The organism is Paenibacillus sp. Y859, assembly GCF_056786405.1.
In genome coordinates, this window is the sequence record NZ_JBXCIZ010000009.1 from 134,110 (window position 1) to 150,107 (window position 15,998).

Here is a 15,998-nt window from a genome sequence, read left to right on the forward strand (position 1 = left end):
AGAAAAAAGTACCGTATTATTCTGAGGCGGTTTGTTGTTAGGGAGGGATGAACGATGTCAAACCATTTAGATCTGTTAGTTTCAACAGATTTCAATCAATTAAATGAACTGCTTCAAGAGAAAGTATATTATGAATATTATGATTATGTATATGGATTGGTTTATTATATCGTTAAAGATCATTCTACTACTGAAGATATTATACAGGATGCATTTATTCAGGTGATTAAGAAGAAACCGATCTTTGAGAATGAAATAAAACTCAGAGCCTGGCTAAAAGTCGTTTCGCGGAACTCATCTATAAATTATTTAAGAAAAAATAAAAAACACCGTAACCAAGTAGATATTGATAGTGTTTATACATATATAGATGAAGGATTGCAGTCCCCAATCTCTATTGAACATCATGTGGAGAGTAAGATGATGGAGGAATTGATTCAATCTCTTGTGAATTCTTTGAAACCAGAGTATCGCGTACTTATCGAATACCGTTGGAAACAAGGTTTATCCTATAGAGAAATATCTGAACTACTCGATATTAGCGAAGAAGTCATTAAACAACGACTATTCCGGGCACGAGAAAGTGTTAGAAAAAAGATGCATAAAGAATGGGGTGTTATTGATGAACAACGGAAAATTTGATCAATGGTTTGATGATACCTTTGAAAAGACGGTCTCCTCTACCTCTATATCCTCCGATGATTCAAAGAAACAATCCTGGCAGAAGGTTCAAGCTGAGATCTATAGATTGAATAAACGAAAAACAAGAAAGCGTCATTTTCAGCTTGCTACTGTCGTTGCTGCATCCGTCACAGCAGGTGCTATTATATTTAGCCCGCCAGCTGTAACTCAAGCTATCTCACCTGTGTACCAGTCGATCAAAGATTTAGGTAACGGCGTTGTTAATGTTTTCATTGGGACCTACAGTCAACCTGATCAGGAAGGTGCCTTAACATCCCCGCCTCCTGCTGAATATTATCCTGAAGATCCCGATAATCCAACAGCTGTTTTGGATCGCATATCTGAAGATAAATCGTACGTTTATACGCTAGAAGAGGCCCAGAGTGAGCTATCCTTTCCTTATCCTGACTTCCGAATTATTCCAGAACGATTTCAATTGGTAAGTTCCACATTGGCCGACTTAGCTCCTGGACAGAAGACGGATTCAATCACAATGACATATAAATCATCTAATGATGAAACCATGCGGATTATGTTACATTCCATCAGTGAAGGTCAGATGATTACTTCTACTGGCTCGGTAGATATCGAAGTTCTCACCCTAAATAATGATATTGAAGCCTTCTACACACCAGGTAGGTTTAATGATATTCAATTTATATATAATGGAATATCAATACGTGTCTACGGGAATTTAACGAAAGAAGAACTTATTGATATGACAGAGAGCCTGCCGGAGTAAAGGACCTTCTTAGCTGAATAAGATCTTTTGTTGAAAAGAGATTATAATAAAGGTAGCACCCGATTCAATATGGGTGCTACCTTTATTTCTGTTACAATCCATTCATATTAATCTGCTGAAACTCGCTGAATAGGAACAATTTTATTATCTTTTTCCATTGAATTCATAATTGGCAAGAGCCTGCCCCTTGCTAGTAATAAATTGTACGGCTGATACGGTTCGACCATGTGGTATTCTTACTGCGATAAATTGAGATGGATAGGTTATAACCGTCAGATATATCATATCTGGTACAGGTGCTAGTTCGTTGAACATGATGCTAAGTTGGTCGTTGTGCAAGGTAACTTGTAACGTGTTGATAGAATAACCGCTGCTACCTTTTTGCCCTGCAAACAATCCAATAATCAGCACATCATCCGTAGCCTTCCACTTCTTATCAATATCTATCTTTTGTTTTTTTGTGAAATCTACAAACTCTGTTGGTGTATATAGAGTGAAAGCACGAATTCTCTGAGCGTTCCTATCGGACAGTTCGGAACTTTTAATGATTTCAAACGGCAGTGTGATTACATCGGTTGTATTAGCAAGTGGTTTTATAGATTTCTTGAAGGAGTTCAAATCTGCTACTTCTACATAATTCCCTTTTATTTCAAATTCTTTCTCAGTTGTGGACCAAGTAAGGTTACTTTCTATATTGTTAGTCGTCCATGTTTCCTTTTTATCGATCATATTATTGGTTGTGGGGGATTGAATGAAGATGATGGATTGTTTTCCATTTAGATAAGTACCTTTAATGGTTTCATGATGAATCTCCACTTTTTGTAATACAAAACCTATAGGTAAGTCGTTCGGAACAAATACATCCATTTGTTTAGCCTTTTGAAGTTGTTCAAAATCGGAATATTCATCCCACTTGATCGGAAGTACGATATTTAACACCGTTTTGTTTGGAGTTATCGTTACAGCTGATTTATTCTCATTGAACTCAACAGAATAGGTTCCTTTTTTTGAGAGCTCATGGGGAACGCTTTGTGCTTCTGAATAAGAAATGATATTAAAGTAAAATAGGCTAGTGATGAGAAGAAGCATAATCGTCATACGCTTTTTCAATTCTATCCCCTCTTTCCGAATTAAATACCTTCATAAATAGTCAAAGGGTGATATCAGCTTCGCTGGTACCACCCTCTGTTGTTATACTCTTATGTTGTTGTATTCTTCTATTGTGTAATAAGTAGCGATGAGGTATAAACGACAAGTTGTTCTGTAATAGAACCCTTCTTAATCCAATGGTTACCCCGTCCACGATAATAATACCCCGCTGTTACGCTCCAATCAGACGCACCAACGTAATTGTCACTTGAAGTCGTTGATAGTGTTGTCGTTTGAACGGTTATCCAGTCAGTTCCTGTCCAACGCTGAATGGACACATCAGCTCCTAGAGAGTTCACTATTTCGTAAGCTATCGTTGTTGCTCTGAGTCTTGCCTTCAAGTTACCTATTGCTGATATGGTTAGTTCTCCATTATGCAGATAATTGAAACTCTGAGTTAAGGCTTGTGTCGTCACCTCCTGCGGTGGAGGTGTTGTAAGTGCACCTGGTACTTTAGATTCATCTGCACTCACCTCAATGGCAAACATCATACTTATTAATGCGACGAATAGTGTTAAGGTTAAGCATTTCCTAGATATTTTACTTATCATAACTACTCTTCCTCTCTGGATTATCCTGGGTTATAGTATAGACGTAGATAACCAGAGAAAGGTTACGGCATTTCAATTAACTTTTCTTCTGATGCTACATCAAGCTCCTTCGTACTCAGTTTGGAAATGTATCTTGTGCATTAGAATTCGCGAAATACGCTTGTTATCCGTTTCTTCTACTATATATATATGATCGTCAAATTCTACGGACTGCCCCTTCTGAGGTGGAATCGTCTCAAGCCGCGAATACAGCCAACCCCCAATTGTATCATAATCAGCTGTATCCATATCCAACTCGAAGCGTTCATTCATCTCATCAATCAACATTAATCCATCAATAGAGAATTCATCATCATTTATTGTCTCAACTACGGGTCGTTCTTCATCAAATTCATCCTGAATTTCGCCTACGATTTCTTCCATAATGTCTTCCATAGTTACAAGGCCCGAAGTACCACCATACTCATCAATTAATATAGCGATTTGAGACTTGCCACGTTGCATCAACTTCAGTAATGTACTGATATGGATGGACTCAGGAACCGTAATAATAGGACGAACAATCGTTGGATATTCAATATCATTAGCTCTAATTAAGTCCTTGATATGAATGAATCCAATAATATTATCTTTATCTCCTTCGCAAAAGGGATAGCGTGTTCTCATAGCATCATATGCAATTTCGAGGTTCTCTTCTCTTGGAACATGTTTGTAAAGGCAGATCATTTCCGTTCGAGGGATCATAATCTCGCGCGCGGTTGTCTCCGCAAATCCGAATATATTATCTACAAGTGCTAATTCTGTATTATTGATTAATCCACTTTTATTACTTTCTTGCATGAGAATACGTATTTCTTGCTCCGTATGAGCGGAACTTAGTTCGGAGTCAGGTGTAATGTGTAACATTCTCAATATTAGATTAGCTAATCCATTCAATACCCATATAAACGGAGACATCACCTTATAAAATAACGTCATCGGTGCCGCAGATAGTAATGTTACCGTATCGGCTTTTCGTAGGGCAAACGTCTTAGGTGTTATTTCGCCTATGACTGAGTGAAGAATCGTAATGATAATGAATGATATCGTTATTGAAATACCATACACAACAGGTTCACTGTATCCGAATATATCAAAAATAGGATGTAACCATCGTGCAATCGCTGGTGCACCAATCCATCCAAGACCTAATGATGATATTGTAATTCCTAGTTGACATGCTAATAAGTATGAATTTAAGTTGTTCGTAATATTTCTTGCTAAAATAGCACCTTTACGTCCATCTGCAACAAGTGTATCCATTCGACCACTTTTTGCTTTTACCATGGCATACTCTGCAGAGACGAAAAAACCATTCAACACGATTAATGCAAAAATAATAAATAAATTTAGTTCACTCGGTAATGGGTCCAATCTCATTCCTATTCGTCGTAATCCTTCACTGACGAATAGGTACACCTCCTTCGTTTTTTAAAAATGGGTTGACATTCAATAATCAGCTCTACTCTATGCAGCATCAATACCCCAAGTAACTCATCTCCATTCCATCCCAAATTTAAACCTTATACTTAATTATATAGTTATACAATACACAGTCAAACACTAAGGTATGACTGTATTTAACAGAAACAATGAGTTTTATTGAGAAAACAACGATTTAAACGTCTAAAAGGGGTGCCTTCGTCAATTCAGACGAAATGCACCCCTTTTATAGGATTTAGATCCAATTTATCATCTCGGTTGTACTGGATTTCCAATAACTCCCGGATATTGATAATTAATCGGCTCATCAAAGGTAATATAATCTAAGTAAATCGTTAACAATATGACTCTGCGTCCAGTAGTCTTTTCACTAATAATGATGTGATCACGACCTGCTGCCTCGACAACACCTTGAAATACTTTGGCATTCCATTCCTTGTTATTCTCATAAGTCATATAAAATGTTCCGACCTTACCAAGATTAAGACGTAATATATTCTCAACATAGGATTGTTCAAAAACAGGTGCATTAGTCTGTACAACGTTGCCTGTTGGTGTCATCGGATTGCCACTTGATACTTGAGGTGGTATCATCTGACCTCCACCTGATCCTTGTAGTGGTTTCATATATGAACCCCCTACTCCCATTCCTTGGCCCATAGGAGCATTATAGGGCCCCCGCTCATTTCCAAAATTATAAGATACCGGTTGAAAAGGTTGCATCATCATGATCAAAATTCCTCCTTATGTTTACAAACACTTTCTTATATTTTAATAAACTGTCGGACAATCTGCTGGAGAGGGAGTAAAGAAGCAATGTGCCTTAAATCTGCCTGTATTTTGCTGATCATACCAAGTAGCTGGACATTCTCCTTCCGGTCGGAAGAACCAAAGAGCATTACTAGCTGGCCATACACGTTCGCCATTAATGACCCTTTTGGCCAGACGAATATCTTTCTCACGGGCTCCTTGATAGAAATAACCTTTTTGTGTAGCTTCAAATCCACCTGGCCTTTGAAAAACCATGTCATTCAAGTTGCGAATAGCATTGAAATCCAGACAATCACCTAACACTCGATTCACCCCTACATTACCGACCATTAGCATGCCTTGTTCTCCATCCCCCTCGGCTTCAGCTCTCATTAATCGGGCTAACAGCTTGGTATGTTGTGTAGTTGTTTTAACAGCGGGCATCTTAACACCTCCTTGTTGTGTGAACTCTCTAACTTCACCTTATCTTATGTACATCAGCCCAGATGGTGACTGTTTTAAATCATTTCGTTAATTTACATTTGGTTAATATTCCCCGAATATCCAAGCCTTATGATCAGATGGTAGTTGAATAGCAGAGAGTGAGGTTTACACGGTTATGGAAAAAGAAATTAACTTACCCCAAGTCTTACCACGATCCTTTATACATTCCTTCTCTACACGTTCTTTACGAACAAATCGTTTGTTAGAACGCGTGTTGGCATTTACCTTTCTGGCCCCATCATTGTTGTTGTTTAGTATTTTTCTCTTCTATCCCCTCATTAAATCAGTATATTTGAGCATGTATCTAACCGATCCGAGGGGGCGTGTAGCACAGTATGTAGGACTTCGTAATTTCACAGATTTATTGACTTCAGAACTATTCTACAAAAGCATTACCGTTACCTTAAGCTTCATTCTAATGACAATTCCCACAGGTATTGTCCTGGCACTATTTCTCGCCGCCTTAGTACAAAATAAATGGCGTGGCATGTTTCTATTTCGCTTTATCTTCTCCTTACCCATGGCGATCTCAGTAGGTACAGGCTCTATTATCTGGATGATTCTGTATCATCCTACTCTAGGAGTGTTGAACTATTCTCTCACTCTGCTGAATATCGCACCCGTTCATTGGCTCACCGACCCTAAATGGGCGCTAATATCTATTTCATTGATGACCGTATGGATGAACTTAGGTTTTCAATTCATTGTATTACTCAGTGGTATGCAAAGTGTCCCTGAAGATATTTACGATAGCGCTAAGATGGATGGAGCAGGAGCATTCCGTACTTTTTTTAAACTTACATTACCACTGATTACTCCTTCCTTATTCTTTGTAGGTGTTGTATCCATGATTGGTGCCTTTCAATCATTTGGACAGATCAACATTCTGACCAAGGGTGGTCCAATGAACAGTACCAACGTCATGGTGTTCAATATATATCAAGATGCATTTGTGAATTATAGATTTGGAGTTGGCAGTGCGCAAGCCTTAATTCTATTTTGCATCATTCTTATACTTACATTGATCCAGTTCAAGTTCCTCGAGAAGAAGGTGCATTATCAATGATTATGAACAACATGAATCGAAGCTTTTTAATGGTCACATTATTAGTAGTTTCATGTCTGATCCTTTTCCCTCTACTCTACACCCTATCCTCATCATTTATGACAAATGCAGAATCAGCTGTATATCCCCCGCGATGGATACCTAGTCAACTCCGCTGGGATAACTATATAGAAGTCATCCAGACTATTCCGATCATGCGTTTTATCGGAAATAGCTTCATAGTATCTACTTTAATCATGCTTGGACAGATTATAACTGCAAGTACAGCTGCATATGCTTTCGCATTTCTTCGATTTCCGGGCAAAGTCTTTCTATTTGCCTTATTCCTTGCCACCATGATGATTCCTTGGGAAGTAACGATGATCCCTAACTATATGACGGTTAAGAATTGGGATTTACTTGATAGTTACACAGGCTTAATCTTACCTTTTCTTGCTTCGGCATTTGGGACATTCCTACTAAGACAGGCTTATCTTCAGTTACCCTACGAATTATTTGAAGCCGCGAGAATCGATGGATGTGGACATATCCGTATCTTCCTCTCCCTTGTTGTACCCTTATCTACACCCGCTATTGCGACACTTGGCGTCTACACATTCTTGAATCACTGGAACAACTATTTATGGCCACTTCTTATTACCAACAAGGAAGAAATGCGTACCGTGCAAATTGGGATCAGTATGCTGCAATTCGAGGAGATGACATCTTGGAATTTAGTCTTAGCAGGGGTAGTGCTTGTTCTGCTTCCTTCTCTCCTATTGCTTATTCTTGGCCTGAAGCCACTTGTAAGAGGTATAACGGCTGGAGCTCTTAAGGGCTAGCTCTGATTACTACTAAATCAATAAGAAACTTCCACCGTGTTCCGTCATTAGAAAGTTCCTTATTAGGAGCAAATCTAATTTCAGATAAAATAAAGATGAGATAAGGGAGAGAATAAGAGACCATGAATTCAAAAGCATTCCGTAGCAAGTCCAATGTACTCATTATGATGTTTTGTATGATGTTTATGATCACTGCTTGTGGATCGACGGTCAGTAATAATGCAGCGAGTGAAACAACTGTGGCTACCTCCGGTAGTGAAGTGTCTGCTGAGACTATAAAGAAAGTGGAGCCTGTAAAAGTAGTATGGTGGCATTCCATGAGTGGTGGACTTGGAGAAGCTGTGGATAAGCTTGTATCTGATTTCAATAGCTCACAAGAAAATGTTCAAGTAGAAGCTGTATTTCAAGGAACCTATGATGAGAGCTTGAATAAATTGAAAGCAGCGATGGACTCTAGTAGTAGCCCTACTTTAATGCAGGTATATGAAATTGGAAGTCGATTCATGATCGACACCGAAGCAGTAACTCCCGTTCAGACATTTATTGATAAGGAACAATACGACATCACATCACTTGAGCCTAATATTTTGGGTTATTATACATTCGACAATCAGTTGTATTCGATGCCTTTCAATACATCCAATCCCATTCTTTATTACAATAAAGATGCCTTCAAAGCAGCGGGATTAGATCCTGAGAATCCTCCTAAGACCTATGAGGAGCTAGCAAAGGCTGCCAAAGCACTAACAAGTGAAGGCCAATCAGGTGCTTCCTTTGCAATCTACGGTTGGTTCATCGAGCAATTACTAGCGAATCAAGGGGTAGAATTTATTGATAATGGAAACGGACGAACTTCCCCCGCTACATCATCCTTATTGAACAGTGAAGCGAGTGTATCAACCCTAACTTGGTGGAAGCAAATGCTAGATGAACAAACTATAATGAATCTTGGTCGTAAAACAGATGATACCAAGAAAGCATTCGCAGCAGGACAGATTGCTATGACTCTTGATTCTACGGCTTCCCTTCGTGGAATCGTTAGCTCAGCAGATGGTAAATTCGAAGTAGGTACAGGTTTCTTACCTAAACCAGAAGCTTCTGGTGATGGCGGTGTAGTTGTTGGAGGAGCGAGCTTATGGATTATGAACAATAAATCGCAAGAAGAACAGCAAGGGGCTTGGGAATTTATTAAATTCTTAGCGGAACCAGAAGTACAAGCCTATTGGCATGTAAACACAGGTTACTTCCCTATCACGCAAAAAGCATATGATGAGCAAATAGTTAAAGATAATCTAGTGGCATATCCTCAATTTCAAACGGCGGTAGATCAACTTCACCAAACGAAGCTGAATCTAGCAACACAAGGAGCAGTGATGGGTGTATTCCCTGAAGCAAGACAATTGACAGAAACAGCGATAGAAGAAGTGTTGAACAATAGTAAATCTCCTCAACAAGCATTGGATGACGCTGCCAAATCAATTACGGGTAAGATACAAGAATATAATCTAACTGTAAAAAAATAAAGTTATCCATTCATCATCAAATATTCGTAGTATAATCCCTTCAAAAAGAGGCTTGATTGAAACGATACCCGTTTCGATCAAGCCTCTTTTTAATTAGTGAATGACATGTTGATCCTCCATTATGCTATTCATATCCGCGTCTAATCGATCGGCTATCCTCTTGGGTCGTGAAGCGGGGATTACGATGAAATCCGATGTAGCGAGTACCCTTAAACGTCAATTCCCCTGTATCTCCTTCAGCACAAAGACCATATTCTTCCCCATTTACAACGAACTCTATTCGATCTCCACTATCTACCTCGAAGGTTATATAGTAACAAGTGCGAGTGAAGCTAGAGATATGATCATTCTGATGGTTCTGATGGTGGCTCACTTCGTTACGCTTGCTCACAATACATGATCCCACGGTAAGTAAAGGCTGTTTATTATTATTATTCCATCGTACGATACCATTTCCAATACTTAATAATAATATGCCTACAAACACAATGATGAAGATCGGCATGACTGTTCCTACGAAATCAAACATCCAGAATGAGTTCATCCCTATACTTCTCCCCCCTATGTAGAGCAGCTATGATTTCATTATTTCATTTGAGATACTCTTCCTTATCATGTATATGCCACATCCGTGAGAAATTGATCATTTATTCAAATCAAATAAAGAGATAAGGAATTAATTCCTTATCTCTTTGTATAATATCGTATTGTTGTTATGCATGCATCATTTGTAAGAATAACTGAGTCTCGTCCATTGTATTTTGTTCCGTTAAGATGGCTTGATCAGCCCAACATTCTCTGCACTTCTCTTCAGTAGTACATAAATGAGCTTCATCACATGTATAGCAGAATTGTAGTAGGTTTTTGCTTGTTTCATCCATATTATTATTGAAAGTTGTCATCGATCCCACTCCCATCGTCTTGTATGTCTTGTTTACATCTTTAATATATCATACGAATCAACGTTGTATTGTGATTTATTTCACAACTTATATGCTGAAATTAAACTATTATTTTATCTCCCTCAGATTTCTTAATTATATACCATTTATAGCCGTTGAAATCTGAGGGGCAACATATGTTTGCTGCAAATATTAACTACAATACCTTCCAACTGATCCCACCATTTATTGTTTGCAATAGCAGCGACCGTTTGTCCTCCCTATTCTCCAATAAGATCCATCCTACTTCTGAAGAGATAAAATCCAATTTCACTACGATCGGATACTTATTCATATAATCTTGCAATACTAGGCTGATCGGTAGTTCCCTCCAGTTATTTCCTTGATCTATCGTATGATAGAGAACGGATTCCTGAAGATACCACCCTTCCGTGTTACTTACAAATACAGGACTTAGCGCTTGGTTCAAACCGTTAGCCCAATTTAAATGAAAAGGAGCTAACTCCCAACTTTGTCCTTTATCTATCGTAAAATATCCATTAAACTTGGTTTCAGTATCCTTTGTACAACTCAAAGGGATAAACCCATCGCTTTTTGATTGTTTAACAAATAGAGGCTCGCCTAGAGTTAACGTACTGCATGTACTCATTTTATTCAGATCAATGAAATGAGGTGTTGTGTTCCATGTATTACCGCCATCTTCTGTCGTATATAATTCGGAGATCTCGTTATCCTGTAAGGTGACAAATCCATGCAAGCCATCGATAAAGGTCATATTATTCAAATATCCAGTGTTCGAAATGGAACCCATCGTATCATTTGCCGAGGTTAGCGTCCCTGTATTCTGCATAATCTTTGTCCAATTGGCACCACCATCATCTGTTCTATATAAATATTTATCCTCTCTTCCCATTGAAGTAGCAGATGATGTCATAATCCATCCACGGGTGGGAGATGTGAAGGAAATTCCCTTAATATGATCTGACTTAGGTAAAGAAGATATCTTCCATTGATTTCCCCCATCCGTCGTACGAAGAACAACCGTTTCATTTACATCTTGTCCATTTCGGATAATCCAACCATTATTCTTTTCTAAGAAGAACATATCTACTCCATATTTAGGATTAGAATCAAATTTAATATTCGCTGCTGGTGAGATGTTGCTCCACGTTACACCATTATCCTCAGTTCGATATAATCGGAGAGTTTTCTTGGTTACCCCCCATGCTAGTCCAGCATTCTCATTAAGTAAATTGAAATCAACCAATCGAGTCTGAATCTGATATTTTTCTTTTTCTTCAGTAGCCTCGTTCATTGTTTCAGGTACAATTACATTCAAAGTCTGTCCCTGTTCGCTTAAATCTTCTTGTTCTTGAGGTGGTTGAGACTTTAGCTCAGTGTTATCTTGTGTACATGCCGTAAGAACTAAACCTAATATAACTACAAGTATTGGAAATATATATCGTCGTGACTTCATCATTCTGCCTCCATGTATACCAAATTCCTAGATGTTATAAAAATATTACACAATAATACGACCATAAATTAATAACAAGGTTATTCTAAGTAAATATTATATCATAATATAAGAAGGACATCGTCTTTTTGTAAATATAAGAAAGTATAAGACTCACGCCATACTCTATTCCTTATATTTCCGCAGAAACGGATGCCTTAAAGTGATATGAAGTATCGCTAGCAAATGATAGCAACAGATTAATGATTTTATTATGATTTATGACATAAACTATTAATTACATTAATAATCACATGAAGTAACATAATTAATATTATGTAAACTATCTTCTTATTTATTTAACTTACTATGTCGATATCCGTAACAGAAATATATAACCAATCCGATCAGTAACCATATGATAAATCCTTGCCATGTTTCTTTACTTAGACTGAACATCAAGTAAATACAGCTACCTGCGCTCAATAATGGTATAAAAGGAACCCATGGAACGCGAAATCCTCTAGGTAAATCCGGATTTGTGATCCGCATGACAATAATACCTAATGAAACGACTGCAAATGCGAATAATGTGCCCATACTCGTTAGACTTGCTAGCTTGTCTAGTGGAATTAGCCCTGCTAAGATAGCTATCAGAATTCCCGTAATCCATGTACCGATAACAGGAACCTGTGTTTTCACATGAATACTTGAAAGGATCTTAGGCAACATCCCATCTCGTGAAATGGCATATATTAATCGAGATTGCCCATATATCAACATTAACAGTACCGTCGTCATACCTGCAATCGCCCCTAATGATATGAGACCTGCCACTACATTCTGATTGATGAATCGGAGAGCAAAGGCAACGGGATCTGTCACATTTAGAAGTTCGAACGGTACAATTCCAGTGATGACTAACGACACGATGATGTAAAGAATTGTGCAAATAGCGAGAGATGAAATGATTCCAATTGGTAAATCTCGTTGAGGATTCTTCACTTCTTCCGCCGCAGTCGATAGGGCATCGAATCCTATATAGGCAAAAAATACAGCTGCTGCCCCATTAAACACACCTGTCATTCCGAACGGTAGAAATGGAGACCAGTTTGATGGTTTTACATAAAAAACACCTACACCTATAAACAATAAAATAACTGTAATCTTTATTACAACCATAATCGTATTGAAACGTGCTGTTTCTTTAATTCCCCTAGTCAACATATAGCAGATTAAAAGAATAATTAGGACTGCTGGCAGATCTATGTAAGATCCTTGTGACATATTAAAAGATCCGGATATCGCTATTGGGAGATGGATTCCGAAACCATCCAGTAAGCCTTTTAAATATCCCGACCAACCACTGGCTACTGCAGCACCCGCAACACCATACTCAAGCGCAAGATCCCAACCTAGAATCCATGCAAACATCTCACCAAAAGCGGTGTAACTATACGCATATGCGCTACCTGATACAGGCACTGATGAGGCAAATTCGGAATAACACAGTGCTGCAAGCACACACGCAATAGCTGCAACTACAAATGAAAGAACCAGACCTGGTCCTGCATGCTTCGCGGCCGCCACACCAGTTAGCACGAAAATCCCAGTTCCCACAATAGCTCCCACCCCTAGAATGGTTAAATCCATAGCCCCTAGTGATTTTTGCAACTTCGTTGTTTGATCTGTAACATTTGCTTCTTCTATATAGCTTAAAGCTGACTTTTTACGAAATAAATCCATGATCTCTCTCCTTGTAGGTTCATCTATCGATGTTTATAATTGTGTTATAGCGGATAGTATGGCTCTATGTCAATGACAATAACCAACAATCCATCTGAATACTCTCTTGATCTATTACCAAAAAGAAAAAAAGAGTAACCACATGGGCTACTCTTGTGCAGATCCCAACTATACTTGAACCAAAAGTTCTACTTTACAGTATCGGTGCTTATCTTTCTCTAGCAAAGTAAATATTATATTCTCATGTTCCCATTGATCGCCTTCTTCTAATTCTGACTGATGGCCATATAACCATCCACCTATTGAATCCCATTCTGCGGTTTCAAATCGCGTCGAAAGAAGATTGTTGATAAGTACCAAGGATACTTTGCCATCAGCAATAATATGATTATCCTTGATCTTCGTAATTTCTTGTTCTTCATCGGAGTCAAATTCATCACGAATCTCCCCAACGATTTGTTCTAATATATCCTCAATCGTTACCATTCCAGATGTACCTCCATATTCGTCCACCAGAATGGCGATATGAGTACTTTCTCTTTGCATCTTTTTTAACAAAGCATCGATTGATGTCGTTTCTGGAACAGACATAACAGATTGGAGTAAAGTTGAAATCTCAATATCAGGATTGCTATTATAAGCCAAAAAGAATTGTTTGGTATTAATAATGCCAATAATATTATCTTTATTTTCTTGTGCAACAGGAAAGCGTGTATATTGTTCAGTTGTGATAATATCCATATTCTCTTGCTGCGTTTTATCTGTATATAAGCACACCATATCTGTACGCGGCACAAGGATATCTTTAGCCTGCATATTGTCAAAAGCGAATATTCGATTCACAAATCCGTATTCATTCTTGTTAATCTTTCCGTTCTCGTAACTTTCATTTATTATAATCTGAAGCTCTTCCTCGGAATGCGCTTCTTCATGTTCTGATGTAGGCTTGATACCCATCATCTTAACTAATTGGATAGCTGATCCATTTAGGACCCAGATAAAAGGTCTCATCAATTTGTCAAACCAAATGATTGGGTGGGCCGTTAATAAAGCCATCGTCTCCGTCTTGCGAATAGCAATCGTCTTAGGTGCCAATTCACCTACAACGACATGTAAGTACGTAATGATGACGAAAGCGATTATGAAAGAAATGAAATCAGTAAGTCCTTGAGTTAATTGCATGTTCTCAAACACAGGATGTAGAATACTTTCTACTGTGGGCTCTCCCAACCAACCTAATCCCAGTGATGTAATCGTAATACCTAATTGACAAGCAGACAAATACCCATCTAGATTGTCTAGCACTTTTTTTACAGCTAGTGAATTCTTTCTACCTTCACTGACCATTTGGTCCACTCTACTTGGTCGAAGTCGCACCATTGCAAATTCTACCGCTACGAAAAAAGCTGTTAATCCAATTAATATAGCGATCATTAATAAATTTAACCCCGCCCTATCACTTACCACTACAACATCTTCCCCTTATAAAAAATATGATTTTAATAGTATCAAGAAATAATTATACATTATTCAGAGATTTATAACAAAATATTAACAAAAGGAATATACAAAAGAACGACAACAGTCCTGCTTTGTTATCGTTTCTAATGGTTGTCGTTTCTAATAGAATGATCGATGATAATTTAAACATGTTTTGTCCTTTCTTACATCAACTAATTAATATTATGAATTAAATATGTTCCTCATCACTGCCATCTAATTCATCACCGTCTAACTCATTGCGAGATTGCAGCAGCCGATCGGCGACCAATCGGAAGCTTTCAGGTTGTAATAATTCAACGGGAGAGTAACTTTTATCAAAGGTGAAGGCATCTCCTTCAATAATACAGCGTACCCATCGTTTAGCTTCGTCAGATGGATTTTATCTCCGTAATCGGCTAATAAACCTTTTATAAAAGTCTCACCGAGCTTAAACTTAATCTCTATCTCTGGCTTGATCTCTACTATTCGAGTTGCAGCTTCCACGACTTGCTCTGGATCCCATTTCTCCTGCAAACTCCGCTTGTCACTTGCTGCCCATAGCTCTAATTCACGCTCCTCTTGATGACGCTCTTCATGGCTTGCATCTGGCCATTTGGTCTCTACATAAGTCTGCACAAATTCCATCACATGCTCATTCACGATTTCCGGGATCGGGTGGTTGCTCACTACTCGGATTCTTCTCTACTTTGCGCTTGGTCATTCGCGTGAATTCTCCATCAAGGAACTTACTGATTTCACTATCCACGTATTCTTGACCATCCAGCGTTTGATAGTGCTTATAGCTTTTGACGGTCTGACCATCACCGCTTTCGACCTGTATGACAAAGAAAGATAAGTGCTGTACGCTAAATCGCATGTTGAACTCCTTTTTGTAAACTAATGTTATTTGTTATAGAAAATACATAAATATAAGAATAAACTTTTTGGTTTTTCGCATTTAGTTAACATAACTAATATTATGTTAACTGATTCGAATTTTATAATTGCGGAATCACTATTTATTATTTTCCGAAAGAAGACTTCCACCTCAATGAATGTGAAGGGCGAAGCTCAATGAGTAGGTGGGAGATGAATTTCGGTTGGCGATAGCCAAATACTTCCTTCGCATGATATAATAGAACA

15 protein-coding genes and 1 pseudogene are annotated in these 15,998 nt (G+C 38.2%); 5 read left to right on the forward strand and 11 right to left on the reverse strand.

Features of this window, described 5'->3' with window-relative positions; all coding sequences use genetic code 11:
* Nucleotides 1-54: 54 nt before the first annotated feature.
* Together AC1TO8_RS17650 and AC1TO8_RS17655 are read left to right on the forward strand one after the other, a co-directional pair.
* Complete coding sequence (locus tag AC1TO8_RS17650) at nucleotides 55-642, forward strand: RNA polymerase sigma factor (RefSeq protein WP_482056936.1); 588 nt, start codon at nucleotides 55-57, stop codon at nucleotides 640-642.
* Nucleotides 623-1,423, forward strand: coding sequence for a DUF4367 domain-containing protein (locus AC1TO8_RS17655; RefSeq protein ID WP_482056937.1), 801 nt, complete (start codon nucleotides 623-625; stop codon nucleotides 1,421-1,423). Before AC1TO8_RS17650 ends, AC1TO8_RS17655 begins: the two co-directional genes overlap by 20 nt.
* A 144-nt stretch (nucleotides 1,424-1,567) precedes the next feature.
* On the opposite strand, the gene AC1TO8_RS17660 is transcribed toward AC1TO8_RS17655, so the two are convergent.
* The 5 genes from AC1TO8_RS17660 to AC1TO8_RS17680 form a co-directional block, all read right to left on the reverse strand.
* Nucleotides 1,568-2,533 (reverse strand): protease complex subunit PrcB family protein, encoded by a 966-nt coding sequence (locus AC1TO8_RS17660; protein ID WP_482056938.1) that lies wholly within the window; start codon nucleotides 2,531-2,533, stop codon nucleotides 1,568-1,570.
* Between the two features lie 107 nt (nucleotides 2,534-2,640).
* Nucleotides 2,641-3,123: a hypothetical protein gene (locus AC1TO8_RS17665; protein ID WP_482056939.1), complete on the reverse strand. Its 483-nt coding sequence runs from the start codon at nucleotides 3,121-3,123 to the stop codon at nucleotides 2,641-2,643.
* A gap of 99 nt (nucleotides 3,124-3,222) precedes the next feature.
* Nucleotides 3,223-4,542, reverse strand: coding sequence for a hemolysin family protein (locus AC1TO8_RS17670; RefSeq protein WP_482056940.1), 1,320 nt, complete (start codon nucleotides 4,540-4,542; stop codon nucleotides 3,223-3,225).
* A gap of 312 nt (nucleotides 4,543-4,854) precedes the next feature.
* Entirely contained in the window at nucleotides 4,855-5,337 is a 483-nt protein-coding gene (gene gerQ / locus AC1TO8_RS17675) for a spore coat protein GerQ (RefSeq protein ID WP_482056957.1), read from the reverse strand.
* A gap of 39 nt (nucleotides 5,338-5,376) precedes the next feature.
* Complete coding sequence (locus AC1TO8_RS17680; protein WP_482056941.1) at nucleotides 5,377-5,799, reverse strand: cell wall hydrolase; 423 nt, start codon at nucleotides 5,797-5,799, stop codon at nucleotides 5,377-5,379.
* A 175-nt stretch (nucleotides 5,800-5,974) separates the two neighbouring features.
* On the opposite strand from AC1TO8_RS17680, the gene AC1TO8_RS17685 reads away from it, so the two are divergent.
* From AC1TO8_RS17685 to AC1TO8_RS17695, 3 genes are all read left to right on the forward strand, one after another.
* Nucleotides 5,975-6,925, forward strand: coding sequence for a carbohydrate ABC transporter permease (locus AC1TO8_RS17685; protein WP_482056942.1), 951 nt, complete (start codon nucleotides 5,975-5,977; stop codon nucleotides 6,923-6,925).
* Nucleotides 6,926-6,927: 2 nt separating this feature from the next.
* The gene (locus AC1TO8_RS17690; protein WP_482056958.1) at nucleotides 6,928-7,746 is read left to right on the forward strand and encodes a carbohydrate ABC transporter permease; all 819 of its coding nucleotides are present in this window, start codon (nucleotides 6,928-6,930) and stop codon (nucleotides 7,744-7,746) included.
* Between the two features lie 122 nt (nucleotides 7,747-7,868).
* The gene (locus AC1TO8_RS17695; protein ID WP_482056943.1) at nucleotides 7,869-9,269 is read left to right on the forward strand and encodes an ABC transporter substrate-binding protein; all 1,401 of its coding nucleotides are present in this window, start codon (nucleotides 7,869-7,871) and stop codon (nucleotides 9,267-9,269) included.
* A 124-nt stretch (nucleotides 9,270-9,393) separates the two neighbouring features.
* Here AC1TO8_RS17695 and AC1TO8_RS17700 read toward each other — a convergent pair whose 3' ends face one another.
* From AC1TO8_RS17700 to AC1TO8_RS17725, 6 genes and pseudogenes are all read right to left on the reverse strand, one after another.
* A complete protein-coding gene (locus AC1TO8_RS17700; RefSeq protein ID WP_482056959.1) occupies nucleotides 9,394-9,819 on the reverse strand; it encodes a DUF2500 domain-containing protein in 426 nt (141 codons plus the stop codon).
* A 163-nt stretch (nucleotides 9,820-9,982) separates the two neighbouring features.
* Nucleotides 9,983-10,171 (reverse strand): hypothetical protein, encoded by a 189-nt coding sequence (locus AC1TO8_RS17705; RefSeq protein WP_482056944.1) that lies wholly within the window; start codon nucleotides 10,169-10,171, stop codon nucleotides 9,983-9,985.
* A gap of 196 nt (nucleotides 10,172-10,367) precedes the next feature.
* On the reverse strand, nucleotides 10,368-11,651 hold the full coding sequence (locus AC1TO8_RS17710) for a YCF48-related protein (protein WP_482056945.1): 1,284 nt from the start codon (nucleotides 11,649-11,651) through the stop codon (nucleotides 10,368-10,370).
* 327 nt (nucleotides 11,652-11,978) lie between these two features.
* Entirely contained in the window at nucleotides 11,979-13,373 is a 1,395-nt protein-coding gene (bcaP, locus tag AC1TO8_RS17715; protein ID WP_482056946.1) for a branched-chain amino acid transporter BcaP, read from the reverse strand.
* A 168-nt stretch (nucleotides 13,374-13,541) separates the two neighbouring features.
* Nucleotides 13,542-14,840, reverse strand: a complete 1,299-nt coding sequence (locus tag AC1TO8_RS17720) for a hemolysin family protein (RefSeq protein ID WP_482056947.1) — start codon at nucleotides 14,838-14,840, stop codon at nucleotides 13,542-13,544.
* A gap of 223 nt (nucleotides 14,841-15,063) precedes the next feature.
* Nucleotides 15,064-15,732: pseudogene (locus tag AC1TO8_RS17725) on the reverse strand (DUF3898 domain-containing protein).
* Nucleotides 15,733-15,998: the final 266 nt, after the last annotated feature.